The sequence below is a fragment of the Oricola indica genome, assembly GCF_965227485.1.
GTDB classification, from domain to species: domain Bacteria; phylum Pseudomonadota; class Alphaproteobacteria; order Rhizobiales; family Rhizobiaceae; genus Oricola; species Oricola indica.
The window spans coordinates 3838352-3861850 of sequence record NZ_OZ245747.1 but is presented as its reverse complement, the minus strand read 5'-3'; the positions used below and the strand labels follow the sequence as shown (position 1 = coordinate 3861850).

Annotated in this window: 22 protein-coding genes; 10 read left to right on the top strand and 12 right to left on the bottom strand. The window is 61.9% G+C overall.

The genetic code is table 11. The annotated features are described in order from the left end of the window. Nucleotides 1-16: 16 nt before the first annotated feature. The 4 genes from ACQK2M_RS19230 to ACQK2M_RS19215 all read right to left on the bottom strand — a co-directional run bounded on the left by ACQK2M_RS19230 (nucleotide 17) and on the right by ACQK2M_RS19215 (nucleotide 3566). On the bottom strand, nucleotides 17-853 hold the full coding sequence (locus ACQK2M_RS19230) for a hypothetical protein (protein WP_425419116.1): 837 nt from the start codon (nucleotides 851-853) through the stop codon (nucleotides 17-19). 224 nt (nucleotides 854-1077) lie between these two features. Beyond that, nucleotides 1078-1551 carry a transcription elongation factor GreA gene (gene greA / locus ACQK2M_RS19225; protein WP_223477238.1) on the bottom strand — a complete coding sequence of 158 codons (474 nt, stop codon included), beginning with the start codon at nucleotides 1549-1551 and terminating at the stop codon, nucleotides 1078-1080. A 169-nt stretch (nucleotides 1552-1720) separates the two neighbouring features. Continuing rightward, nucleotides 1721-2926 (bottom strand): DUF2235 domain-containing protein, encoded by a 1206-nt coding sequence (locus ACQK2M_RS19220; RefSeq protein ID WP_425419115.1) that lies wholly within the window; start codon nucleotides 2924-2926, stop codon nucleotides 1721-1723. A 79-nt stretch (nucleotides 2927-3005) separates the two neighbouring features. Beyond that, on the bottom strand, nucleotides 3006-3566 hold the full coding sequence (locus ACQK2M_RS19215; protein ID WP_425419114.1) for a hypothetical protein: 561 nt from the start codon (nucleotides 3564-3566) through the stop codon (nucleotides 3006-3008). 247 nt (nucleotides 3567-3813) lie between these two features. Here ACQK2M_RS19215 and ACQK2M_RS19210 point away from each other — a divergent pair, with 247 nt between their 5' ends. Further along, a complete protein-coding gene (locus ACQK2M_RS19210; protein ID WP_425419113.1) occupies nucleotides 3814-5220 on the top strand; it encodes an MFS transporter in 1407 nt (468 codons plus the stop codon). A 15-nt stretch (nucleotides 5221-5235) separates the two neighbouring features. On the opposite strand, the gene carB is transcribed toward ACQK2M_RS19210, so the two are convergent. The 3 genes from carB to ACQK2M_RS19195 all read right to left on the bottom strand — a co-directional run bounded on the left by carB (nucleotide 5236) and on the right by ACQK2M_RS19195 (nucleotide 10230). Further along, nucleotides 5236-8739, bottom strand: a complete 3504-nt coding sequence (gene carB, locus ACQK2M_RS19205; protein ID WP_425419112.1) for a carbamoyl-phosphate synthase large subunit — start codon at nucleotides 8737-8739, stop codon at nucleotides 5236-5238. A gap of 165 nt (nucleotides 8740-8904) precedes the next feature. Next, a complete protein-coding gene (locus tag ACQK2M_RS19200) occupies nucleotides 8905-9333 on the bottom strand; it encodes a PilZ domain-containing protein (protein WP_425419111.1) in 429 nt (142 codons plus the stop codon). Between the two features lie 66 nt (nucleotides 9334-9399). Next, on the bottom strand, nucleotides 9400-10230 hold the full coding sequence (locus ACQK2M_RS19195; protein WP_425419110.1) for a LytTR family DNA-binding domain-containing protein: 831 nt from the start codon (nucleotides 10228-10230) through the stop codon (nucleotides 9400-9402). A 57-nt stretch (nucleotides 10231-10287) separates the two neighbouring features. Here ACQK2M_RS19195 and ACQK2M_RS19190 point away from each other — a divergent pair, with 57 nt between their 5' ends. The 4 genes from ACQK2M_RS19190 (at nucleotide 10288) to ACQK2M_RS19175 (ending at nucleotide 13199) form a co-directional block, all read left to right on the top strand. After that, the gene (locus ACQK2M_RS19190; protein ID WP_425419109.1) at nucleotides 10288-10794 is read left to right on the top strand and encodes a DUF2306 domain-containing protein; all 507 of its coding nucleotides are present in this window, start codon (nucleotides 10288-10290) and stop codon (nucleotides 10792-10794) included. A gap of 94 nt (nucleotides 10795-10888) precedes the next feature. Then, complete coding sequence (gene ypfJ, locus ACQK2M_RS19185; protein ID WP_223477230.1) at nucleotides 10889-11821, top strand: KPN_02809 family neutral zinc metallopeptidase; 933 nt, start codon at nucleotides 10889-10891, stop codon at nucleotides 11819-11821. 9 nt (nucleotides 11822-11830) lie between these two features. After that, on the top strand, nucleotides 11831-12487 hold the full coding sequence (locus ACQK2M_RS19180; protein ID WP_425419108.1) for a DUF2161 domain-containing phosphodiesterase: 657 nt from the start codon (nucleotides 11831-11833) through the stop codon (nucleotides 12485-12487). An 85-nt stretch (nucleotides 12488-12572) separates the two neighbouring features. Continuing rightward, nucleotides 12573-13199 carry a DUF2937 family protein gene (locus ACQK2M_RS19175; RefSeq protein WP_425419107.1) on the top strand — a complete coding sequence of 209 codons (627 nt, stop codon included), beginning with the start codon at nucleotides 12573-12575 and terminating at the stop codon, nucleotides 13197-13199. 29 nt (nucleotides 13200-13228) lie between these two features. On the opposite strand, the gene ACQK2M_RS19170 is transcribed toward ACQK2M_RS19175, so the two are convergent. The 3 genes from ACQK2M_RS19170 to carA form a co-directional block, all read right to left on the bottom strand. Beyond that, on the bottom strand, nucleotides 13229-13600 hold the full coding sequence (locus ACQK2M_RS19170; protein ID WP_425419106.1) for a VOC family protein: 372 nt from the start codon (nucleotides 13598-13600) through the stop codon (nucleotides 13229-13231). Between the two features lie 79 nt (nucleotides 13601-13679). After that, complete coding sequence (locus tag ACQK2M_RS19165; protein WP_425419105.1) at nucleotides 13680-14999, bottom strand: mechanosensitive ion channel family protein; 1320 nt, start codon at nucleotides 14997-14999, stop codon at nucleotides 13680-13682. 47 nt (nucleotides 15000-15046) lie between these two features. After that, nucleotides 15047-16279, bottom strand: coding sequence for a glutamine-hydrolyzing carbamoyl-phosphate synthase small subunit (carA, locus tag ACQK2M_RS19160; RefSeq protein WP_425419104.1), 1233 nt, complete (start codon nucleotides 16277-16279; stop codon nucleotides 15047-15049). Between the two features lie 276 nt (nucleotides 16280-16555). On the opposite strand from carA, the gene ACQK2M_RS19155 reads away from it, so the two are divergent. Next, nucleotides 16556-17008, top strand: coding sequence for a GatB/YqeY domain-containing protein (locus ACQK2M_RS19155; RefSeq protein WP_223477224.1), 453 nt, complete (start codon nucleotides 16556-16558; stop codon nucleotides 17006-17008). A 15-nt stretch (nucleotides 17009-17023) separates the two neighbouring features. Here ACQK2M_RS19155 and ACQK2M_RS19150 read toward each other — a convergent pair whose 3' ends face one another. After that, entirely contained in the window at nucleotides 17024-17758 is a 735-nt protein-coding gene (locus ACQK2M_RS19150) for an LrgB family protein (protein WP_425419103.1), read from the bottom strand. Continuing rightward, nucleotides 17748-18107, bottom strand: a complete 360-nt coding sequence (locus ACQK2M_RS19145; protein ID WP_223477223.1) for a CidA/LrgA family protein — start codon at nucleotides 18105-18107, stop codon at nucleotides 17748-17750. The genes ACQK2M_RS19150 and ACQK2M_RS19145 overlap by 11 nt, the downstream gene beginning before the upstream one ends. A gap of 162 nt (nucleotides 18108-18269) precedes the next feature. Here ACQK2M_RS19145 and ACQK2M_RS19140 point away from each other — a divergent pair, with 162 nt between their 5' ends. The 4 genes from ACQK2M_RS19140 (at nucleotide 18270) to ACQK2M_RS19125 (ending at nucleotide 23405) form a co-directional block, all read left to right on the top strand. After that, complete coding sequence (locus tag ACQK2M_RS19140) at nucleotides 18270-18581, top strand: PilZ domain-containing protein (RefSeq protein WP_425419102.1); 312 nt, start codon at nucleotides 18270-18272, stop codon at nucleotides 18579-18581. A gap of 106 nt (nucleotides 18582-18687) precedes the next feature. Then, nucleotides 18688-20616, top strand: a complete 1929-nt coding sequence (dnaG, locus tag ACQK2M_RS19135; RefSeq protein ID WP_425419101.1) for a DNA primase — start codon at nucleotides 18688-18690, stop codon at nucleotides 20614-20616. 313 nt (nucleotides 20617-20929) lie between these two features. Next, the gene (rpoD, locus tag ACQK2M_RS19130) at nucleotides 20930-22984 is read left to right on the top strand and encodes an RNA polymerase sigma factor RpoD (protein ID WP_425419100.1); all 2055 of its coding nucleotides are present in this window, start codon (nucleotides 20930-20932) and stop codon (nucleotides 22982-22984) included. A 52-nt stretch (nucleotides 22985-23036) separates the two neighbouring features. Next, nucleotides 23037-23405: a thiol-disulfide oxidoreductase DCC family protein gene (locus ACQK2M_RS19125; protein ID WP_425419099.1), complete on the top strand. Its 369-nt coding sequence runs from the start codon at nucleotides 23037-23039 to the stop codon at nucleotides 23403-23405. The last annotated feature ends 94 nt before the right edge of the window (nucleotides 23406-23499 follow it).

Here is a 23499-nt window from a genome sequence, read left to right as displayed (position 1 = left end):
CCGGCTCGGACAAGCCCTATCTGGTCCCCTTTTCCTGATCATCCACGTAGAGGATTTCGAAGTCGATCAGGCTCGGGTCGTCCGGCTCGTTCAGGATCTTGTAGCGTCGTGTTGCTCCGGCGGTCGGGATATGCGGATCGACGGGAAAAGCGGTGGACATCGAAAGGGTTATGACATTCGGCAAGCCTTGCGGATCAACGCCGCGCCGGTTGTCCGCGACAATATTGTCGAGAACCATGAAGTCCTTCATCGCCATCAGGAAGACCCTGATCTCCCGCAGTCTCGCGGGAACGTCGTGGAATGCGATCACGAGGCCGGACAGGGATTCATTGGCTTCGATGATTGCATCGAGCATCTCGTATTCGGCGCCGCCGATATCGCATTTCAGGAACCCTCTTCTAGGCTCGGCGCCCAGTGCGGCAAGTGCCTCGTGGAGGGGTAGGGCGCCTTCGCTGAGACCGATGGGGTCGCGCGAGTGCCGGAAATCCGGGCCACGGTCCGTAAAGAGCGTGCGGTAGTTTTTAAGATGCGCGCGTGCCCTGCGACGCTGGGGCGTGTCGCCGAAAAAAGGCAGTATCGATCGGCGTCCCGCCTCGCGCAATTCGTCCGCGTCGAGCGCGGGGTCATGGGCATGCAGGCGCTTCAGCCGCGCCATGGCAGCGAAATCCAGCTCGAATTCGCATCTGTTCCCAAGGCCGAGCGAGAGGAGATATCTTGTGCTGGTGACTGCATCGGCGGACACGACATACCCGCCCTTGTTGTCACTGCCGAGTCGGATCAGCTCGTTCTTGCCGAGCGGTTTGAAGTCCCTCGGCAGAAAACAGGCCTGTTTTCGTTTCGTACTGAGACCCATTCCAGTTTGTCCGCAGGTCGTCGTCTGCCGCCGGCGCGCGACGAAATGTCCGCCAGGAAAATCTGATAGCGGATTCTCTGTATCGGGACAAACCGTGCCGGGAGCCCGAACTCCGCTAACGACCACTTTTGCGCACCGCACGCCCGGCTTTTTGCCGGGCGTTCTGGTGAGCAATTGCAGTGCGTGAGTTGTCTGGAATGTTCCCGGGCGGCTTACTGACCGATCTAAATGTATTTCACGCTGACGATCTCGTAGCCACGCGCGCCGCCGGGAGCCTGAACTTCGACGGAGTCGCCTTCCTCCTTGCCGATCAGCGCGCGGGCGATCGGTGAGGAGATCGAAATCCTCCCGGCTTTCACGTCGGCTTCCTGGTCGCCGACGATCTGGTAGACCTTTTCCTCGTCCGTATCCTCATCGGCAAGCGTCACGGTCGCGCCGAATTTCACCGACGTGCCGGACAGCTTGGAAATATCGATGATGTCCGCGCGGCTGACGAGATCCTCCAATTCGCCGATCCGCCCCTCATTGTGAGACTGAGCTTCCTTGGCGGCGTGATACTCGGCGTTCTCGGACAAGTCGCCATGGGCGCGCGCTTCGGAAATCGCCTCGATGATGCGAGGGCGTTCCTCCTGCTGGCGCCAGCGAAGCTCTTCCTTGAGCTGCGCGAAACCATTCGCAGTCATTGGCGCTTTTTCCATTTGGCCTGATCCTTCTTATTGGCCCCGTTGGTTTTGCGCGCGCCTCTGCCACCGGCGCGGCACAAAATAAAACGGCCCCCGGAGCGAACGCTCAGGAACCGCTTCTTCAGTTCACAAAGACTATAGTGCGATTCAGCCAGGTTGCAAATAGGGCCGCGAATCCCGCGTATCAGGGCTTTTTGGGCACGTTCGGGGGCCGGTAGTAGGCGTCGAGTTTCATTCGCTCGCGAACTGTTGGATGGATCGTCGCGCCGGCCGGGATGCGGCGGTAGTCGAAAAGCGGGAAGTAGAATCCTCGCGCATCTGGGCCTTTCTTGAAGGAGGTGTCCGGGATTCGTCGCGGCAGGAACTCCACGAAAGGCCAGAAATCGACCATGGAGCCGTTGATTGGCTGCCCGACGCCGGGCTTCATGTATTTCGGGAAATCCTCGTCCTCGCCGCGGGCGATTTTCGTCACCGTCGGCTGGTAGTATTTCACGCCAAGTTTTTGCGTTTCCTCGATCATCCACAGGAGCGGTATCTTGGCCTGCGCGCTCTGGCGTTCCGGATATCCGCCACCGACATCGCCATGCGAGCCCGAAAACCAGACCTCCTTCACATCCTGCGGGACAGGGTCCTTTTGCTTGAAGGGAGGGCCGGAAAATTCCTTGCCTGACGGCCAGAGCAGCGGATTGAACATGGTGCGCTGCTCGTCGATCGCGACCGCATGACGGACATGTTCGACACTCGGATTGGAGCTGGTGAAGGCGTGTGTGCGCAATTGCGGGAACCAGCGCCCCATCTCGATGACGGAGCTCACCGTGTCGAAAAGTCCCAGCGCCTTGATGTCTGGCCGGTAGGTGCCGAGCGAACGTTCATAGAGGCGCATGGTGCGGAAGGCCGCATTGGGATCGAAATCCGCTTCCTCGTCGCCCGGCGCGCGATAATCGCTGATCGCCTTGTATGTGCGGAACGCGTAGTCCAGCAGGTTGAGCTGATGGCTCTCCATGATGCCGAATGCGTGTATGAAGCCTGCGAGGACACGGGCGGTATACGCGCCGCGGCTGAAACCGAAAATGAAGATCGTGTCAGGCGGGACTGCGGCCCGTGTCTTTGTTTTCGGCTTGCCCGGATCGAAGTTCTCGACCAGGAAGCGATAGGTCTCCTTCACATTCTGGTCGAGACCCCAGCCGGTCAGCAACCCCCAGACTTCCTTGGCCTTGCGCGTCCAGCTCAGCCAGTCATTCGCCCCGCCGAACGTGCCGACGCCGGGATCGTAGTAGACGAGCTGGTCGTCGTTCTTCCGCATGCAGCCATAGAGCCGCAATATGTTCGTGCGGCTCTCGGTGATTTCATTGGACGTCCCGTCGCACAGGATGACGATGTTCTTGGGCATGGGGCGTTACCTTTCTTTGGGGAAGGATAACGCGAAGCACTGACGAAGAAAAATGACGTCAGGACGACAAGGCCGATATTCAGACGATGATGCCCACGTCGTCGATCGTCTTGTCGGTTGCGATGAAAGGCGTTCGGCGCACCTCCACGGCTCTGTTCAACTCGTCGAAACTCACGATCCAGAGCGAATATTCATCGGTTTCGCCTTCGTATATGGCCAGCCGGAGCGTATCGTCTTTCGAGACGAGGATCTGGATCGGTCCCCACCGGTCCGCCGGTGGTCCGTCGCGCCAGTTGAGACGCGCCATGCGGGCCTCGATGACGGCTCTTGTCGCACGGCCCATCAATTCGTTTTCTAAGATGAGCCGAGCACCGCGCAGGCGTGCAAGTCCGGACGGACGTGGATCGCTGTCGGGAAAACCGTCTTCCTCCCTTTCCAGCAGCACAAGGTCGCAATCCTCGCCCGATTCGAAGACCATGCGTCCGCGCCAGCAAGCGTAATTCCAATCGTCCTTCAGGTCGCCCAGCTCGGGATCATGGTAGCCGAATGCATCGCGGTAAGGTTCGTTCGAGGCTCCAATGTCGGCAGCAGACAGGGAAGGGACGGGCAGGGCACTCCTCGGCAAACGCAATCGGGCCATGAAGTTTTTCAGGAACGGGAACATCGGTTCAGCTCCGGAAAAGAGGTTTGCCTGAAACCCTCCAAACGCCGTACACGGCGCGACAACTGCATCACTGTGCCTTCAACCGTCGAGCATCTCATACGCGCAAGCTACGCATATCACGCCGCTCCATCAATTCGGTGCCGGTTCAAGGTTTATTCTCTTGACCTCAACCACGGTTGAGGTTGTAGCAGTCCCGCCTGAATGGAACGCGTGGGAGTTGCTTTTGACGGACCAGATGCCGGCCTTTGCCGATGGCGAATGGCGTGCGCTTCTTTCGCTGCGCTATCTCGGCCCGACGACGACGATCAGCCTCGGCGTCGCGCTCTACGCGTTCAACGAATTCTTCATCTCGACGGCGCTGCCGTCGGCCGTGGAAGAACTCGGTGGCGCGGCGCTGATTTCCTGGGCCTTCACCTTCTTTCTCGTCTTCGCGATCGTGGGCGGTTTGGCCGCGACCGATGTCAAGGCGAGGCTCGGCGCGCGCCGGGCGCTGGTGGTTTCGGCCCTGATCTTCCTTGTCGGCAGTATCATCACGGTATTCGCTCCCAACATGCCGGTCCTCATAACCGGGCGGGCATTGCAGGGCTTTGGGGAGGGCGTTGTCGCGGCGATTTGCTACGCGCTGATCCCGGTCCTGTTTCCGCCAAGGCTCGTGCAGAAAATCTTCGGTCTTGAAGCCGTCATTTGGGCGATAGCGGCATTCAGCGGTCCTTTGCTCGCGGGCTTCCTAACCGAGTTCCTTTCCTGGCGAATGGCATTCGCCTTTAACATCGCCATGGGAACCGCTTTTATCATTCTCGTCTTCCCGACCGTTCCGCCGGGCGGCGAGGCCGATGCCGTGGCGCCGATGCCCGTCGGGCGTTTGACCCTCGCGGGCGGTGCCATCCTTCTGATCTCCGTTGCGGCCGCCACGACGCCGGGTGTCGCGATTGCCCTGTCCGGCGCTGCAACGGTGATGCTCTACGCCACCTTTCGCCGCGACCGGCGCAGCGAGAGCGCCATCCTGCCCGCCACTGCGTTTCGGTGGGACGACGTGGTCGGCGCGGGGCTGTGGGTCATTTTGCTGATGCCGCTGGCTCAGGCCGCCGGCGCTGTCTTCATGGTCTACGGGTTCCAGTTCCTGTGGGGGCATGGCCCGACACTGGCGGGCGCGTGGGCCGCAAGTCTTGCCGTCGCCTGGAGCGGCACCGCGATCCTCGTTGCCATGATCCCGGGCGAGGTTGGACGATTGCGCGCGATCGCGGTTTCGTCGGTGCTGCTGACCTTCGGGATGGTGTTCGCAGCCATAGGCGTTGCCGCTCATGCACTGCCCTTGGTGATCGTCGGACAGGTCACGATGGGCGTCGGCATGGGGCTGAATTGGGGCCCGCTCTGCCAGTTGCTGATGGACCGGGTCGGCGGCGGCGTGGAACGCGACCGAACCTCGGCCATGCTGCCGACCCTGCAAACCGCCGGCTACGCACTCGGGGCCGCCATTTTCGGCCTTGTCGCCAACCTGGCGGGCTTCGGCAATACGGCGGATATGGATGGCGCCCGCACGGGCATGGTCGTCGCCTATGTGGCGGCGGCCATGGTTGCGGCAATCGCGGCGGTGTTCGGTTTTCAGACAGTGAGGATGGCGGGCCGTTAGCCCGCCCGAAATTGTTTACTCGAAATAGCTCTGCAGCGGCCGCACCTGCAATTCGCCCTTGGTCAGCGCCTGGATGGCCTCGCCGCACGCGATGGAGCCGGCCATGGTGGTGAAATAGGGAACCTTGTTCATCAGCGCTGCACGGCGCAGCGGCTTGGAATCGGCGAAGGCCTTCTTGCCCTCCGTCGTGTTGATGACGAGCTGCACCTGCCGGTTGCGGATTGCGTCCTCGATATGCGGGCGGCCTTCCAGAACCTTGTTGACCTTGGTCGCCGGGACGCCGTTTTCGGCGAGATAGCGCTGTGTGCCGCCGGTCGCCAGCACGCCGAAGCCGAGTTCAATGAACAACTTGGCAGTGTCAAGAATGCGAGCCTTGTCGCTGTCCTTCACCGAAATGAACACCGATCCCGTCTTGGGCAGATCGACGCCGACGCCGAGCTGCGCCTTCGCGAAAGCCACCGCATAGTCGTGGTTCAGGCCCATGACTTCGCCGGTCGACCGCATCTCCGGTCCAAGCAGGGTGTCCACGCCGGGGAACTTGGAGAACGGGAAGACGGCTTCCTTGACCGCGATGTGGTTCAGCGAATTGACATCGCGCCGTGTGCCGTAATTTCCGATCGCCGGTTCCAGCATCTCGCCGGCCATGATCCGGGCCGCGATCTTGGCGATCGGCAACCCGATCGTTTTGGCGACGAAGGGCACGGTCCGCGAGGCGCGCGGGTTGACCTCCAGGACGTAAACCTGGCCGTCCTTGATCGCGTATTGCACATTCATCAGACCGCCGACATTCAGCGCCTTGGCGAGGGCAATCGTCTGCCGTTCCAGTTCCGCGACCATGTCGGGACCGAGCGTGTGAACGGGCAGGGAGCAGGCGGAGTCGCCGGAGTGAATCCCGGCTTCCTCGATATGCTCCATGATGCCGGAGACATAAACGTCCGTGCCGTCGCACAGGCAGTCGACATCGACCTCCACGGCATCGGTCAGATAGGTGTCGAACAGCAGCGGGTTGGTGCCGAGCAGCGTGTTGATCTGGCCGGTCTTGTCGTTCGGATAGCGCGCCTTGATGTCCTCGGGGATCAGTTCCGGGACCGTTCCGAGCAGGTAGGAATCGAGGCCGGAATCCTCGCGGATGATCTGCATCGCGCGACCGCCCAGCACATAGGATGGCCGGACGACCAGCGGATAACCGAGCGAGGCGGCGACCATACGCGCCTGTTCCACCGAATAGGCGATGCCGTTTTTCGGCTGCGTCAGATCGAGCTTGATCAGCAGCTTCTGGAAACGGTCGCGGTCCTCGGCGAGGTCGATCGCATCCGGCGAAGTGCCGAGGATCGGTATGCCGGCCTTTTCGAGCGCATCGGCGAGTTTCAGCGGCGTCTGGCCGCCGAACTGGACGATCACGCCGAGAAGTTCGCCCTTCTCCTGTTCCAGTTTCAGGATTTCCAGCACGTCTTCCGCGGTCAGCGGCTCGAAATAGAGCCGGTCCGACGTATCGTAGTCGGTCGAGACCGTTTCCGGGTTGCAGTTGATCATGATCGCTTCGAAGCCTGCGTCCCTCAGGGCGAAGGCGGCGTGACAGCAGCAATAGTCGAACTCGATGCCCTGGCCGATCCGGTTCGGTCCGCCGCCGAGGATCACGACCTTCTTGCGATCCGATATTCCCGCCTCGTTGGCGGGTTGTCCCGCGAAGGGGGTTTCATAGGTCGAGTACATATATGCCGTCGGCGACGCGAACTCGGCGGCGCAGGTGTCGATGCGCTTGAAGACGGGCCGAACCTCCAGCGCATGGCGCAACTGGGCGACGTGCTTCTCGGTCGAGTTGGTCAGCCCTGCGAGCCGCTGATCGGAAAAGCCCATGGCCTTCAGCATGCGCAGGTTGGTTGCATCTTGCGGCAGGCCATGCGCGCGGATGCGCGCTTCCATGTCGGTAATGGCCTTGATCTGTTCGAGGAACCACGGATCGATCTGGCAGCCCGCATGCACTTCCTCGATCGTGAAGCCAAGGCGGAAGGCCTGAGCCACCATCCGAAGACGGTCCGGCGTGGGGGTACCGATGGCGGCGCGAATGGCGTTCTTGTCATCGCCCTCGTCGAGGCCTGGGATCTCGATCTCGTCGAGCCCGGTCAGGCCGGTTTCGAGACCACGAAGCGCTTTTTGCAGGGATTCCGCAAATGTCCGGCCAATAGCCATGACCTCGCCGACCGATTTCATTGCGGTTGTCAGAGTCGGTTCGGCGCCGGGGAATTTCTCGAAGGCAAAACGCGGGATCTTCGTGACGATATAGTCGATCGACGGTTCGAACGATGCCGGGGTCGCGCCACCGGTGATATCGTTTTCGAGTTCGTCCAGCGTGTAGCCAACCGCGAGCTTCGCAGCCACCTTGGCGATCGGGAACCCGGTCGCTTTCGATGCGAGCGCGGAAGAGCGCGACACGCGCGGGTTCATCTCGATGACGACGAGGCGTCCGGTGTCGGGATTGACCGCGAACTGGACGTTGGAGCCGCCGGTTTCGACGCCGATCTCGCGCAGCACCGCAATCGATGCGTTACGCATGACCTGGTATTCCTTGTCGGTCAGCGTCAGGGCCGGGGCGATGGTTATGGAATCACCCGTGTGGACGCCCATCGGATCGACGTTTTCGATGGAACAGATAATGATACAGTTGTCCGCCTTGTCGCGGACGACTTCCATTTCATATTCCTTCCAGCCGAGCACGCTCTCGTCGATCAGGACTTCCGTCGTCGGCGACGCATCGAGGCCGCTTTGCACGATCTCGAAGAACTCCGCACGGTTGTAGGCAATACCGCCGCCGGTTCCGCCAAGCGTGAACGACGGGCGAATGATCGCCGGCAGTCCGACTTCCTCGAGCGCCTGCGCCGCGAGACCCATGGCATGGTTCATGTAGCGCTGCTTGCGGTCGGACGTCCCGTCACGCCATTCCTGTTCCAGACGATCCAGGGCGGCATCGAGTTCGGCACCGGAAAGCTTCGCCTTCAGATCGGCGCGCTTCGCTTCGTGCGCCTTGCGGTCGGTATCCTTGATCTCGGTCGCGTTGACGAGCACCGAGCGGGGGCTTTCCAGCCCGATCTTGTCCATCGCCTCGCGGAAAAGCTTGCGGTCCTCGGCCTTGTCGATGGCTTCCGGCTTCGCACCGATCATCTCGACATCGTATTTTTCGAGGACGCCCATCTGCTGCAGCGAGAGCGCGGTGTTGAGCGCCGTCTGGCCGCCCATGGTCGGCAACAGCACCATGGTCTCGTCCGGGCGTTCCGCCCGCTCGCGCGCGATGATCTTGGCGACGACCTCGGGCGTGATCGGCTCGATATAGGTGGCGTCGGCCAGGTCCGGGTCGGTCATGATCGTCGCCGGGTTCGAATTGACCAGGACGATTCGGTAGCCTTCCTCCTTGAGCGCCTTGCAGGCCTGTGTGCCGGAATAGTCGAATTCGCAGGCCTGCCCGATGACGATCGGCCCCGCGCCGATGATGAGGACGGTGTCGATATCATTACGTTTGGGCATGGTGTGGTCCGGCTCGTGCAAAACGACCGGATGGGCTGGGCTCATCCGGCGTGAAAACTCGAATTTCAGGCTAGACGCGGGCTATAGGGTAAACCGCTTCGCCATGTAACCCCCTGCGAAAGTTTTGCCGAGAAAAATCCGTCGGCCGACGGCGACGCCGATCGACTATTTGCGCCGACCGAATGGCTTCCTGCGGACGGTCGACGGCGTCGGCTGTATTTCGGTTTCAGGCGCTGGAGTGGCCGATGGTCTTGCGCCGGGCTCTTGGCCGGCGTTCTCGTCAGGCTGATAGTGCTCGATATACTGGTTGCGGTGTATGTCGGAGGGAACCGCCGGACCGGTGAAACGCACGCCGCAGACCAGGCCTTTGGTCCACTGGACCGCTGCAGGCCATTTCTTGCCGTCGAGCGGGACCGTTAGGTGGAAGCTTGCCGGCAGGTTGACGTGGCGCTCGAATTGCAGCCGCGCGCCGGACTCGCTCTCGTCGCGAACAGTGCAAGGAACCGACATCTCGTCATTATGGTAGGAGACCAGACCGGCCTTTAGGGCGCGGCGTCGAGTGCTTTCTCGAATGTTTTTTTGAATGTCGTTCATTCTTCAAATGTTACATGGTTTTTATAACGTTACGTAAACATGCTCTTCAACCATCCGGTAGGGGGCTCATCCCGACATCCAGGATTTCACCCGCGTCCGATTCGCACGGCTGACGGGCGCGACGGCCCCGCTAGACAGCCGGATCGTCATCCGGTCCCCCGCCGTCTCGATGCCGTCCACGCCGGCGCGCGCCACCCACCAGGACCGGTGCACGCGCATGCCGGGATAACCGGCCAATTCGGCCTCCGCGTCGGAGAGCCGCATCAGGATGAGATCGTGCCCCTTGGTCGTCGTCACTTCCAGATAATGATCCTGCGCCTGCAGGCTGACGAGTTCCGTACCCAGTCGGGCCGGAATACGTTTCAGGAAGCGGTTGCCGTTGTCCTCCGCGAGTGCGGGAGACGGGACCGTTTCCGCCGCCTTTGGGCTCGACACATCGTAGATCGTCGCGATCGCTAGCGTGATCACCAGGCACATGCCGTAGAGCCCCACCAGATCGGCGGCGGAAGTCGGCGTTGAATCGGGAAAGACGAAATTGACCAGCCAGACCTCCGCCGTAATTGGCAAGGCGGCCAGTAGCGCCCCGAGCGCGATCGACGGTATGCGCGCGCCGATGAGCGGCCGGATCAACCGCACGAGAAGTACAGTTGCAAACTGGCCTGTCACGAAGGTGGGGAACGCGATCGTCGCCCAATAGGCGGTTCGCTCGGCTGCGTTGAAACGGGTCAGCGTGTCGGACGGGCCGCTGACGACGAGGATCGCGATGGCCGCCGCGAGCACGATCCAGAAGCCCGGACGACGCAAAAGCCCCCGCACTTCGCGAAGCGCGAATTGCAGCGCGCCGCCTTTCGCGAAGGCGTCCCGTCTGTCCGCGTAATCGGATTTGTGCTGCTCCATGCAGCTTTCCTAGCAAGCGTTTCGAACAACGAAAAGCGCACGCAAAAGGAGTTTGCCGTGAACCTCGCCCTCTTCGCAAACGCATCGCTCGCCATTCAGGTGCACGTCGTCGCCGCCATCCTCGCCTTCCTGATCGGCGGCTATGTACTGATCCGCCGAAAGGGCGACCGCCTGCACCGCAATCTCGGCAAGGTCTGGGTCGCACTCATGGCGCTGACCGCACTGTCTTCCTTCGTCATCCATACGATCCGCATGATCGGCCCGTTCAGCCCGATCCACATCCTTTCCGTCGTCACGCTGGGCTCGCTATGGATCGCGCTGCGCGCCGCGCTGCAACGCGACATCGCTCGCCACCTGAACACCATGCGCGGTCTCTACGTCTTCGCGCTGATCGGGGCAGGGGCCTTCACCTTCCTGCCGGGCCGCCTGATGAACCGGCTCGCCTTTCACGGCGATCATCCCTTGCTGGGGTATGCGGCGGTCGGCGCGGCGGTTCTGTTCGCCATCTTTGTCGCCGCGAAGGCCTTTCCGGGTTTTGCGCGCCGCCTTGGCCTGTCCGCTTGACCGCCGCCGGGTTGAGCCAGGCTGCAACCTTCGACGCCTTGAAGCTTTTTCATTCCTGCGCCATTGATGGAATTCGTGCGTAAGGAGACAGCATATGCGCTGGGAAGGCCGCCGACAGAGTTCGAACATCCAGGACATGCGCGGCAAACGCTCCCGCCGCACTTCCGGGTATTCCCCCCGACCCCGTGTGCGTATTCCCTCCGGCGGCCGCACCATGCGCGCCGGTGGCGGCGGGATAGGCGGGATCGTCTTGCTGGTCGTCCTGTTCTTCGTGCTACGCTCCTGCGGTATCGATCCTCTCGCGATCCTGGCGGGGAGCGGCGGCTCCAACCCGTTCGATCAGGTTGCGCCGCGGACACAGACCAGCGCGCCAACCGGCACGACACGCACCGATCAGACGACCCAGTTCGTCGCCACGGTGCTGGCCGAGACAGAGGATGTCTGGGGCGGCATTTTCGAGGCAAACGGCAAGCGATATCCGGAACCGGTCCTCGTCCTCTTCGAAGGGCAGGTGTCGTCCGCATGCGGTTACGCCAGCGCGGCATCCGGCCCGTTCTATTGTCCGGGCGACAAGAAGCTTTATCTCGATGTGTCGTTCTTCGACGAACTGGCACGTCGCTTCAAGGCTGCCGGCGATTTCGCCCAGGCCTATGTCGTCGCGCATGAGGTCGGCCACCATGTCCAGAACGTCATTGGCGTCCTGCCGGAGTTCAATCGCATGCGCCGCACGATGAGCGCGGCCGAAGCGAATGCGATGTCCGTCCGCGTGGAACTGCAGGCCGATTGCTTCGCCGGCATCTGGGGACATTTCACGGCTCAGAAAGGGCTGCTCGAAGCCGGCGACCTGGAGGAGGCGCTCAACGCCGCGACCCAGATTGGCGACGATGCAATCCAGCGCCGGACGCAGGGCTATATCGTGCCCGAGAGCTTCAATCACGGCACGTCGGCACAGCGCCGCGACTGGTTCAATCGCGGCTTCCAGTCCGGCCGGCTGCAGGATTGCGACACGTTCAACAATCCTGTCTGACGACTTCGCATGGCGAAGCCGAAGGAAACCGACCTCTATCCACCGGTCAAGAAATTGCTCGAGGAGCAGGGCTACGAGGTAAAGTCCGAAATCGGCGCAGCGGATGTCGTCGGGATCCGAGGTGACGAGCCGCCCCTTGTCGTCGAACTGAAGACGGGGTTCACCCTGTCGCTCTTCCATCAGGCGATCGACCGGCTGGCGATTACCGACACGGTCTATGTGGCCGTGCCGCGCGGGAGCGGCCGCGCATTCCTTTCATCGCTGAAATCCAACCTGAAACTCTGCCGCCGGCTGGGTCTTGGTCTGATTACCGTGCGCATGGAGGACGGGTTCACGGAAATCCACCTCGATCCCGGCCCCTATGCGCCGCGCAAAAGCAAGGCGAAATCGACGCGCTTGCTCCGCGAATTCGCCCGCCGTGTCGGAGATCCCAATCTCGGCGGATCGAATCGTACGACGATCATGACCGCCTACCGGCAGGATGCCATGCGCGTCGCGGCATATCTCGGCGAGGCCGGCCCTTCCAAGGCGTCCGACGTTGCCAGGGAAACCGGAGTTGCCCGTGCGCGCACGATCATGGCCGACGATCACTATGGCTGGTTCGAGCGCGTCGAACGCGGGGTATATCGCCTCAGCCCGAAAGGGGAGAAGGCGTCAGGCGAATAGGACCAACCTTGATCGCTGGGCAACCAACTCGCCGCACATTACTTTTCATATGGCTGTGTTAATCTGCATGGCACGGGAGGAGAGCATGGCCCTGATTGCGCGTACCATCGTCGTCGTGACCGGTATCGCCGGTGCAGCGGTGACGTCGCAGGCGCCGGAATTCACCCAGCAATATCGCCAGCGCCTTGGCGGCGCATTGCAGGAATTGCGCACGATCGTCGAGGATTTCGACGCCGACGCCAACCGCAGCGACCTGTCGCGGCAGGAAGCGCTGAGCCGCTACCGCGCCTCCGCCGACGCATTCCTGCGTGAGCGCGGCATGTCTATCGGCAAGGCGATCCACCGCTATGAGAGCCTGCAGCGTCAGGCTGTCCGCTTCGAAACATGGCCGGACTTCGCTCGGCCTGCCGCGCTGATCGGCGAAAGCGACCCGACGCTTGTCCATGGTGCATGGCAGGAATTCAGGCCTGGCGTGCCCTTGACGGCGACGGGCGCGATCTGGGCCGCCCTAGGCTTCCTCGCGGCCGCGCTTCTGGCCCAGGGTGGACGCATTGTCGGCCGCGGCACAGCCGGCGCCGCGCGCCGTCGCGGCGTCCCTGCCACGCGGCAGGGCAAGGCGGCCTATGCCGGCGAGATGGTTGGCGGCGCGCCGGAAGTGCTGCCCGATCCGGACGGCCCCACCGTCGATGACGGGCGCCATATTCGACGATGAATGTCCGGCGATGAACGCCCGGCGGTTTGTCAGGTCTTGTCCGGCATGCAAACGCGAATGCGGTGCCCGTCCGGATCGATGGCGACGAAGGTCAGGCCGAAGACCGCGTCGTGCAACGCCTGCTCGATCGCGATTCCCGCCTCCGACCACCGGTCGTGCAAGGCCCGCACCTCGTCTTCGGCGGGAACCATGAAAGCGATCTCGCTGCGGTGTCCCGAGCCGCCGGAGACAAAATCCCGGGCGGCGGTCGACCACAGGCCGAGGCTGGTCCCGTTCTCGAAATCGAATGCGGCGTAGGTCGGGAAGACTGCGGTCGGCGCGGTCTCGAACAGCGTTTCGTAGAATGCGGCGCTTTTTGCGGGATCCTCCACATAGAGGAGGACGAGGTTCGGTGTCGGCATGATCTGGCTCCTGTTTCGGGGCCGCTATCGCATGACGCAGCGCCGGAACGTGTCAGGAGAGATTCGCCTTGACCGGTTTCTAGTCCGCCTTTCCATCCTTGTGCACCACCTCCACCGGCGTGCGCATGATGACTTCGCGATGCGGGAAGGGGATGTTGATACCGGCCTTCTTGAAGGCGTCCCACAACGCCAGCAGAACCTGGCCGCGAATATTGGTCAGCCCGCCCTGCGGATCGGTGATCCAGAAGCGCAGCTTGAAGTCGATAGACGACGACCCGAAGGCGGTCATCCAGCAGACCGGCTTCTTGTTGTCCACCACGCGCTCGACGGACTGTGCCGCCTCGATGGCGATGCGGATCACCTCATGCGGGTCGCTGTCATAGGAAACGCCGAAATCGACGTCGAGGCGGACAAACTTGTCGGAGAACGACCAGTTGATCACCTGCTGGGTAATCAGATCCTCGTTCGGGATCAGGTATTCGCGCCCGTCGCGGGTGATCACCGAGACGAAGCGGGCCCGCAATTCGCGGATCCATCCAAACGTGTCGCCCAGCTCGATCGTGTCGCCTGGCTTGATCGACTTGTCGGCAAGGATGATCACGCCGGAGATGAAATTCGACACCACTTTCTGCAGCCCGAAACCGAGCCCGACTCCGACCGCGCCGGAGAAAACCGTCAGCGCGGTCAGATCGACGCCGATGGCATTGAGCGCGATCATCCCCGCCAGCACGGTGAGCGTGATGCTCACCACCTTGCCCGCCAGCACCTTGAAAGAGGGCGACAGGTCCGACGAGGTGGCGATGAGGCTGGCGATGAAGCTACCGGCGATATGTGCCACCCAGAGCAGCACCGTCGTCACCGCGATAGCGCGGAGCACGAACAGCGCCGACAGCCGGAAGTCGCCCAGATTGACCGCCAGCCCATCCAGGAATGTCTGCGCCTCGTCGCGCACGTCAAGGACGCCGACGGCGACATAGACAAAGATGCAGAAGGCTACGAATCGGGCCAGCGAACGGCTGCGGATGATCCGTGTCAGCACAGAGGCGGCGAGCCATGTGAAGCCGAGCACCAGCGCCAGCGAAAGCATGTAGCTGCGGCTGGGCCATGTCATCATCAGGATCGCTTCCCGGGCAACCGCCAGGAAGACAAGGAACATCACCCATTCGGTGCGTCGCATGAAGGCGATGATGACGCGCAACAGCCCCGGATTGCCCTTGATCTGTCGCGCTCTTTCTTCGAGCGCAGGCTCGATCTTCAGCGAAAGCAGATAGGCGACGCCGAAACAGGCGGCGATGATCAGGAACTGGTATAGCGTCCAGGGTTGCGCGACATAGCCTTGCAGCAAGCGGAGGAAATCCCCCAGCCGCTGGCCCCATTCGGTTATGTCGTAGCTTTCCATGATCCGAGATTAGAGCATCCGGCGGATATGGAAAGCTTTTCGGGGCGTTAGCGCTCGGCCAGCGCCGCTTCGCCGCGCTTTTCGCGGATGAGATTCAGGAAGCGCTTGAACAGATAGTGGCTGTCCTGCGGTCCGGGCGAAGCTTCCGGATGGTGTTGCACCGAAAAGACGGGCTTGCCATCGACCGCCAATCCGCAGTTCGAGCCGTCGAACAGCGAGATGTGCGTTTCGGTCACACCCGCCGGCAGGGAACCGGAATCGACCGCGAAGCCGTGGTTCATCGACACGATCTCCACCTTGCCGGTGGTGTGGTCCTTCACCGGGTGGTTCGCGCCATGATGGCCCTGATGCATCTTCACGGTCTTCGCGCCCAGCGCCAGCGCCAGCATCTGGTGGCCAAGGCAGATGCCGAAGACCGGTATCCCGGTATCGAGCAAATCCTTGATCGTCGGCACGGCGTATTCTCCGGTTGCTGCCGGGTCGCCCGGACCGTTCGACAGGAAGATGCCGTCAGGCTTCAGCGCCAGCACGTCTTCGGCTGTCGCCGTGGCCGGCAAGACCGTGACCTTGGTGCCCAGACCGGCCAGAAGCCGCAGGATGTTGCGTTTCACGCCATAGTCGAGCGCGACGATGTGCATATCCCCGTCGCCGACCGAATACGAGCCGTAGCCCTTGTCCCACTCCCATGGCGTCTCGTCCCACGTCGAGGACTGTCCCGAGGTGACTTCCTTCGCAAGATCGAGGCCGACCAGCCCGCCCCAGGCTTTTGCGCGCGCCTTCAGCGCGTCGATGTCGAATTGCCCGGACGGTTCGTGCGCCAATACCGCGTTCGGCACGCCGTGCTCGCGGATATGCGCCGTCAATGCGCGCGTATCGATGCCCGAGAGCGCGACGATGCCGCGCGCCTTCAGCCATGCGTCGAGATGTTCTGAGGCCCGGTAGTTCGAAGGCTCGGTGATATCGGCCTTGAAGATCGCACCGACGGCACCCGCCCGGCGCGCAGGGTTCAGATCCTCGAGATCCTCGTCATTCGTGCCGATATTGCCGATATGCGGAAAAGTGAAGGTCACGATCTGTCCGGAATAGGACGGGTCGGTCAGGATCTCCTGATATCCCGTGATGGCCGTGTTGAAGCAGACTTCCGCTTCCACGGCGCCGGTCGCGCCAAAGCCCTTGCCTTCCAGAACAGTCCCGTCGGCGAGAACGAGGAGGGCGGTCGGCTTGGCAATCGTCCATGCGGTTTCGGTTTGTGTGGTTTCGGGTGCGGCGGGGTCGGTCATGGGGCTCTCGGAACAGTGATTGGGGGGCATCTTGCCGTAGCGGGCCTGTAACACCATATCTAGGCGCTGGAAACACCGGGTGCGAGCTGATCACAGGGCCGCAAATGGCGGTGAGGCGTTCGTAGCGATTTGTGGCTTTTTTGTGATCCGCCAGTGATCACATTCTGGCTGTGGATAAAAAAACGAAGCAAATTCAACACGTTATAGGCTTTGGTCGCTCTTGCTTTGCGCTTTGAACGGCGCTATGGTCCGGCGACCATCAAGGAGTTTTTTACGATGCGCGATGCGATTCAAGCTGCGCTCAAGGATGCTCAAAAAACCCAGGACAATACACGTATTTCAACACTGCGCCTGATCTGCGCGGCGGTGAAGGATCGTGATATTGCCAACCGGGCCGCCGGCAAGGATCCCGTCTCCGACAGCGAGATATCGGATATCCTGACCAAGATGGTCAAACAGCGGCGCGAGTCGGCCGCGACTTACGAGCAGTCCGGGCGTCTCGAACTTGCCGAGCAGGAGCGCAGCGAATCCGCGGTTATCCTGGAATTTCTGCCGAAGCAGATGTGCGAAGAAGAAGTTCAGCAGGCTTGCCAGAACGTCGTCCAGGAAACAGGCGCCGAAGGCCTCCGCGACGTCGGCAAGTGCATGTCGACGCTCAAGCAGCGCTTTGCCGGCCAGATGGATTTCGCCAAGGCGAGCGGCGTCGTCAAGACGATGCTGCGCCAGTAGCCGCGCGGATCAATCCTAGAAAAACAGGGACCATGCGAGCGGCAACAGGATTGCCGTCGCCAGCGCATTGAGCCCCATGGCGAGGCCCGAAAACGCGCCAGCCACTTCATCGACCTGAAGCGCCCGTGCCGTACCGATGCCATGCGCGGTCGTCCCCATGGCGAAACCGCGCGAGGCCCAGTCCTTCACGCCGACGGCGTTGAGCACGAGCGGGCCGAGCGCCGCGCCGAGTATCCCTGTCGCTATGACCAGAACCGCGGTCAGGGAGGGAAGTCCGCCCAGGCTTTCGGATATGCCCATCGCAACCGGTGCCGTGACCGATTTCGGACCGATCGAGATGATCGTTTGAGTTCCCGCGCCGAGCAGCCAGGCGATCGCCATCGCGCTCGCAGAGGCAAAGATCGATCCGGTCAGCAGGCTGATCGCTATGGCGAGAGCGGATTTTCGAACCCGATGAAACTGCCTGTAGAGCGGAATAGCGAGCGAGACGGTTGCCGGGCCGAGCAGGAAGTGCACGAACTGCGCACCCTCGAAATATGTTTCGTAGGAAGTGCCGGTCACGAGCAGGATCGAGACCAGCGCCACGACGGCGATCAGGACGGGATTGAGCAACGGGTTCATCCCGGCGCGCTTGTAGATCCACATGCCTGCCTGATAGGCGACAAGCGTTAGCGTCAGGTGCAGCAGCGGGCTGGCGGACAGATAGACCCAAACATCCTGAATCCCGGTTTGCACAGTTTCATGCATCATCCTGATTTCCCCCGCGTTTTGCCGTCAGTGCCTGCATGAGAAGGCCCGTGACCGCGACGGTTGCCACGGTCGAAACGACAAGCGCGGCGGAGACCGCGAGACCGTCATTCGCAAGCAGGCCGAGATGCACCATGATGCCTGTTCCCGCCGGTACGAACAGCAATGACAAGTTGGAGAGAAGCGCGCGTGACACGGTGTCGAGATCGTCTGGAACCGAGCGGCGCACCGACAGCCCGGCGAAAAGCAGCACCATGCCCATCACCGGACCGGGCACGGGAAGTTCGACGAACGCAACAAATGCTTCGCCGATGAGTTGGCACAGGAAAATCAAGGTCAGGTAATTCAGCATCGCGCCGCTCCGTTGTCGTGAATATCCTGACTCACCGGGCCGGATTTGTCGCGCATTGGGCAATCCCGATCGAAAGTGACGTTGCGGGAAGTAAACGCAATGTTTGCCTTTTTCTGGGAGGTTGGTGCGAACAACAGGAACAGTCGCACCCGGGAAAACATCATGCCAGCGTCCCGTATTGCCGATGACAAGTCCGCTCCGCGGGGAGTGGCACGCACATATATCAACTTGCGCAACGGCTTCATGAAGACCGGCGGCATGGTGCTCGACATATCTTCGGGTGGCGTGGATGTGGAAATGCACAACACCTCCGGCATGAATTTCGGAGACAAGGTCGAACTGCACTCCGAAGAGATCGGCTATATCGATGGAATGATCCGCTGGGTAAAACCGCGCCGGATCGGCATCGAATTCGACCGCACCACGAACAATGCCGCCAAGGTGGCGGCTTTCCTGAAAAACGCGCAATTCTGAAGTGCCTTTCGCGTAGCGCCTGTGAATAGCGGGAAAGCACGCAGGCATCCTTGGCCTCGGATCGGTCGGCCCTGTATAGAGGGGCAGAATCCCGAAAAGGCCGACGATGCGTTTTCCGCAATCTTTCCTCGACGAAATCCGCGATCGCGTTCCCATCTCGGACGTGATCGGCAAGCGCGTGGCGTGGGACAAGCGCAAGACGAACGCGTCGCGCGGCGACTACTGGGCCTGCTGCCCCTTCCATGGCGAGAAAACGCCGAGTTTCCACTGCGAGGACAAGAAGGGCCGCTATTACTGTTTCGGCTGCGGCGTGAAGGGTGATCACTTCCGCTTCCTGACCGAACTGGAAGGTGTGTCCTTTCCGGAGGCCGTGCAGCAGATTGCCGATCTCGCCGGCGTGCCGATGCCCGAGCGCGATCCGGAAGCGGAGCGCCGCGAGGAAATACGCGCCACGCTGCACGACGTCATGGAGATGGCGGTCGTCTTCTTCGAAAGCCAACTGCAGCTCTCCGGAGGCGCAAAGGCGCGGGCCTATCTGCGCGACCGGGGCCTTTCGGGCACGACCCAGAAGAAGTTCCGCCTGGGCTACGCGCCGGACAGCCGTAACGCCTTGAAGGAGCATCTCGCGCAGAAAGGTGCGTCCAAGGAGCAGATCGAGGCATGCGGTCTGGTCGTCTTCGGCGAGGATATTCCGGTTTCCTTTGACCGTTTCCGCGACCGCATCATGTTTCCGATCGAAGATGCGCGGGGGCGGACGATCGCGTTTGGCGGGCGGGCCCTGTCGCCGGACGTGCCCGCGAAATATCTCAATTCCCCGGAAACAGACCTCTTTCACAAGGGCAATGTCCTTTACAATTTCCGGCGCGCCCGGGAGGCGGTGCGCGAGGCGGGCACCGTGGTCGTCGCCGAAGGCTATATGGACGTGATCGCCCTCGATCAGGCCGGCTTCTCCAATGCGGTTGCGCCGCTCGGGACCGCGCTGACCGAAAACCAGCTTGCACTGTTATGGCGTGTGACGCCCGAGCCGGTCCTATGCTTCGACGGCGACAAGGCGGGTTTGCGCGCGGCCTGGCGTTCGCTCGATCTTGCTTTCCCGGGGCTCCAGCCGGGGCGGTCGGTGCGATACGCCCTGCTGCCGGAGGGCAAGGATCCCGACGATCTCGTCAAGGCCGGCGGGCACGAAGCCTTCGAGGCGGTGCTGAAATCTGCAAAGCCGCTCGCTGACATGCTGTGGTCGCGCGAGACGCAGGGCCGTGTGTTCGATACGCCCGAGCGTCGCGCCGAACTGGAAAAGCAGTTGCGCGAGGCGACGAGCCGGATCAAGGACGAAAGCGTGCGGCGTCACTACGGCCAGGCAATGCGCGAGCGTATCGCGGCGCATTTCGGTGCGCCGTCATCGGGCGGCAAGGGACGCGGAAAAGGCAATCGCGATCGTTATGGCCGGTCTTCGGGGCGGGGCGGCATGAGTGGCGGACGCCTGGCGATCTCCGAAAGCCTGACGCGGTCGCGCCTCTTGACCACTGGCGGAGTGGACATGCCGTTGCGCGAGGCAGCGCTTGTCTCGACGGTCCTTTGGCACCCGGATCTGCTGGCGGACCATTTCGACGATTTTGCCGTGCTGGAACTCGACCATGGCGGATTGGAGCGATTGCGCAGCGCCATCCTCGATGCCTGCGCCACCGGCCGCCCGAGAAGTCGCGACGCGCTGTTGGAGCATCCCGCGCTGGTTTCGCAGGCGACGACGGTTGCTGCACTGGATCAGTTGATACGTCGCGCCCGCCTGTGGACGGCGACGGGCGAGGCGGCGCATGAGGATGCGCTCGAGGGGTTCCGCCAGGCATTGCATCTTCATCGCAGGTCCCGAACCCTGCGGCGGGAGTTGCGTGCTGCCGAGGCCGCGCTCGGCACTGACGCCAGCGATTTCAACTTCGGACGGCTGGCGGATATCCGCAAGGAGATCGACGAGACGGAATCACTGGAGGCGCTGGTCGAGGGATTCGGCGTCTCATCCGGCCGTCCGACGCGCTCTTTCTAGTGATTCGCGCGCAGTACCCGCTTTTTTGACTGATTCGGCTGCTCGGGTGTTGACGCACGCCCGATTCGCGGGAATCAAGGGCGGTCCGGGCTGCCTCCCGAAAATTATTGTCAGTTTGGGGATTCGTTTTTCGCCGCGTCGTGTTGGATTGGCGCGAATAACGCCTAGATTAGGGGTAATTGGCAATTAACAACCTTCGCATAATCCTGACCCCGGGGATATCGGGATCGGAAATGCGACGTTCACCGAACAGGTGGGCTTCACGAGGCGGGATCAGGGCCCTGGATCACCGTCGCCGGAGATGAAGGCTTTCATGGCAACCAAGACCAAAGAAAAGACCGAAAGTGAAACCACGCCGGAGCACGCGCCCGATGGGCCGCTCCTGGACCTGAGCGCAGACAGCGTCAAGAAGATGCTGCGCCTCGCGAAAAAGCGTGGCTATGTGACCATGGACGAGCTGAACGCCGTCCTGCCGTCGGAAGAGGTCACGTCCGAGCAGATCGAGGACACGATGTCCTCGCTGTCGGAGATGGGGATCAATGTTGTCGAGGACGACGAGGTCGAAAGCGACAACGACAACGATTCCGACAATGAAACCTCGAATGACGACAACGAAGGTTCCACCGAACTGGCGACGACGACCGGCAGCGCCGTTACGACGACCGTCAAGAAGAAAGAGCCGACCGACCGGACCGACGACCCCGTGCGCATGTATCTGCGCGAGATGGGGACGGTCGAACTGCTTTCGCGCGAGGGCGAGATCGCCATCGCCAAGCGGATCGAGGCCGGCCGCGAGACGATGATCGCGGGTCTTTGCGAAAGCCCGCTGACCTTCCAGGCGATCATCATCTGGCGCGAGGAACTGAACGAAGGCAACATCCTCCTGCGCGACATCATCGACCTTGAAGCGACCTATGCCGGCCCCGAGGCCAAGCAGGCGCCCAAGGTGCCGACGCCGGAAGAGATCGAGCAGGCCAAGAAGGAGCGCGAGGAAAAGGAACGCGCATTGCGTCAGCCGCGCCGCTCCGACGACATCACCGATGTCGGCGGCGAGGGCCAGCAGGAAGACGATGACGACGACGAGGACGAGGTCAACCTGTCTCTCGCCGCGATGGAGGCGGAACTGCGCGAGGGCGTCATGGAGACGCTCGACACCATTGCCTCGACCTATGCGAAGCTGCGCAAGCTGCAGGACCAGCACGTCGAAAGCTCGCTGTCGGATTCCGATAGCGACGCCCTTTCGCCGAGCCAGCAGAAGCGCCTGAAGCAGCTCAAGGACGAATTGATCACCGACGTGAAGTCGCTTTCGCTGAACAATCAGCGCATCGAGGCTCTCGTCGAACAGCTCTATTCGATCAACAAGCGTCTCGTGCAGAACGAGGGCCGTCTTCTGCGCCTTGCCGAAAGCTACGGCGTGTCGCGCGAAGAATTCCTCCTGCGCTACCACGGCTCCGAACTGGACCCGAACTGGGTCGATACGGTCTCGGGCCTGACGGCGCGCGGCTGGCGCGAATTCGCCAAGGAACTGGCGGCAATCGACGAATTGCGTTCCGAAATCCAGGAACTCTCGACCGAAACCGGCATCTCGATCTCGGAATTCCGCAAGATCGTCAACCAGGTCCAGAAGGGCGAGCGCGAAGCGCGTATCGCCAAGAAGGAGATGGTTGAGGCCAACCTGCGGCTCGTGATTTCGATTGCGAAGAAATACACGAACCGGGGTCTGCAATTTCTTGATTTGATTCAGGAAGGCAATATCGGCCTCATGAAGGCGGTCGACAAGTTCGAGTATCGCCGCGGCTACAAGTTCTCGACCTATGCGACGTGGTGGATTCGCCAGGCGATCACCCGTTCGATCGCCGACCAGGCCCGCACGATCCGCATCCCGGTGCACATGATCGAGACGATCAACAAGATCGTCCGCACCTCGCGCCAGATGCTGCACGAGATCGGCCGCGAGCCGACGCCGGAAGAACTGGCCGAAAAACTCGCCATGCCGCTCGAAAAGGTCCGCAAGGTCCTCAAGATCGCCAAAGAGCCGATCTCGCTCGAGACACCGGTCGGCGACGAGGAGGATTCGCATCTCGGCGATTTCATCGAGGACAAGAACGCGGTCCTGCCGATCGACGCCGCCATTCAGGCGAACCTGCGCGAAACGACCACACGGGTTCTGGCATCGCTCACACCGCGCGAGGAGCGCGTGCTGCGGATGCGCTTCGGCATCGGCATGAACACCGACCACACGCTTGAGGAAGTCGGCCAGCAGTTCTCGGTTACCCGCGAACGTATCCGCCAGATCGAGGCCAAGGCGCTCCGCAAGCTCAAGCACCCGAGCCGCTCGCGGAAGCTCCGGAGCTTCCTCGACAGCTAGTTTTGCGAAAGGGCGCCATACGGCGCCCTTTTTTGTTCGGCATGTCTTTGCGATGCTCACCGTCTGGTACAACACGCGCTGCCCGGTCTGCGATGCCGGTATCAATCGACAGAAAAGCCGATTGATCGAGGCCGTAAAGGCGGGCCGTATCGAGTTTCGTGACATCAATCTGGAGCCGGACGTTCTTGCCGGTCACGGATCGTCGTTGAATGACGTGCGCCGGCGCCTCCACGCGACTGACGGCGAAGGCAATCTCCTGGTCGGGGCCGATGTCGCGATTGCGATCTGGCGCGCCACGCCCGGCGAGGGCTGGATCGCTTCCCTGTTCGGTAACAGGGTCGTGCTCCCGGTGACTCGCGTCGCCTATGACCGGTTCGCCGATATTCTCTACGCGTGGAATCGCCGAAACGGGCGCTGGTAGGGGAAGGGCCGAGACCCTGCCGAGGTCAGTCCAGTCCTGGGGGCGCGTGCGTGACCGAGAAACACGGCCTCGAAATCACCTTGTTTTTCGCGTT

Bases quoted from the DNA above. Each gene is read 5' to 3' on its own strand.
- ACQK2M_RS19230 (WP_425419116.1), bottom strand. From the start codon at position 853: ATGGGTCTCAGTACGAAACGAAAACAGGCCTGTTTTCTGCCGAGGGAC.
- greA (WP_223477238.1), bottom strand. From the start codon at position 1,551: ATGGAAAAAGCGCCAATGACTGCGAATGGTTTCGCGCAGCTCAAGGAA.
- ACQK2M_RS19220 (WP_425419115.1), bottom strand. From the start codon at position 2,926: ATGCCCAAGAACATCGTCATCCTGTGCGACGGGACGTCCAATGAAATC.
- ACQK2M_RS19215 (WP_425419114.1), bottom strand. From the start codon at position 3,566: ATGGCCCGATTGCGTTTGCCGAGGAGTGCCCTGCCCGTCCCTTCCCTG.
- carB (WP_425419112.1), bottom strand. From the start codon at position 8,739: ATGCCCAAACGTAATGATATCGACACCGTCCTCATCATCGGCGCGGGG.
- ACQK2M_RS19200 (WP_425419111.1), bottom strand. From the start codon at position 9,333: ATGAACGACATTCAAAAAAACATTCGAGAAAGCACTCGACGCCGCGCC.
- ACQK2M_RS19195 (WP_425419110.1), bottom strand. From the start codon at position 10,230: ATGGAGCAGCACAAATCCGATTACGCGGACAGACGGGACGCCTTCGCG.
- ypfJ (WP_223477230.1), top strand. From the start codon at position 10,889: ATGCGCTGGGAAGGCCGCCGACAGAGTTCGAACATCCAGGACATGCGC.
- ACQK2M_RS19180 (WP_425419108.1), top strand. From the start codon at position 11,831: ATGGCGAAGCCGAAGGAAACCGACCTCTATCCACCGGTCAAGAAATTG.
- ACQK2M_RS19175 (WP_425419107.1), top strand. From the start codon at position 12,573: ATGGCCCTGATTGCGCGTACCATCGTCGTCGTGACCGGTATCGCCGGT.
- ACQK2M_RS19170 (WP_425419106.1), bottom strand. From the start codon at position 13,600: ATGCCGACACCGAACCTCGTCCTCCTCTATGTGGAGGATCCCGCAAAA.
- ACQK2M_RS19165 (WP_425419105.1), bottom strand. From the start codon at position 14,999: ATGGAAAGCTACGACATAACCGAATGGGGCCAGCGGCTGGGGGATTTC.
- carA (WP_425419104.1), bottom strand. From the start codon at position 16,279: ATGACCGACCCCGCCGCACCCGAAACCACACAAACCGAAACCGCATGG.
- ACQK2M_RS19155 (WP_223477224.1), top strand. From the start codon at position 16,556: ATGCGCGATGCGATTCAAGCTGCGCTCAAGGATGCTCAAAAAACCCAG.
- ACQK2M_RS19150 (WP_425419103.1), bottom strand. From the start codon at position 17,758: ATGATGCATGAAACTGTGCAAACCGGGATTCAGGATGTTTGGGTCTAT.
- ACQK2M_RS19145 (WP_223477223.1), bottom strand. From the start codon at position 18,107: ATGCTGAATTACCTGACCTTGATTTTCCTGTGCCAACTCATCGGCGAA.
- ACQK2M_RS19140 (WP_425419102.1), top strand. From the start codon at position 18,270: ATGCCAGCGTCCCGTATTGCCGATGACAAGTCCGCTCCGCGGGGAGTG.
- dnaG (WP_425419101.1), top strand. From the start codon at position 18,688: ATGCGTTTTCCGCAATCTTTCCTCGACGAAATCCGCGATCGCGTTCCC.
- rpoD (WP_425419100.1), top strand. From the start codon at position 20,930: ATGGCAACCAAGACCAAAGAAAAGACCGAAAGTGAAACCACGCCGGAG.
- ACQK2M_RS19125 (WP_425419099.1), top strand. From the start codon at position 23,037: ATGCTCACCGTCTGGTACAACACGCGCTGCCCGGTCTGCGATGCCGGT.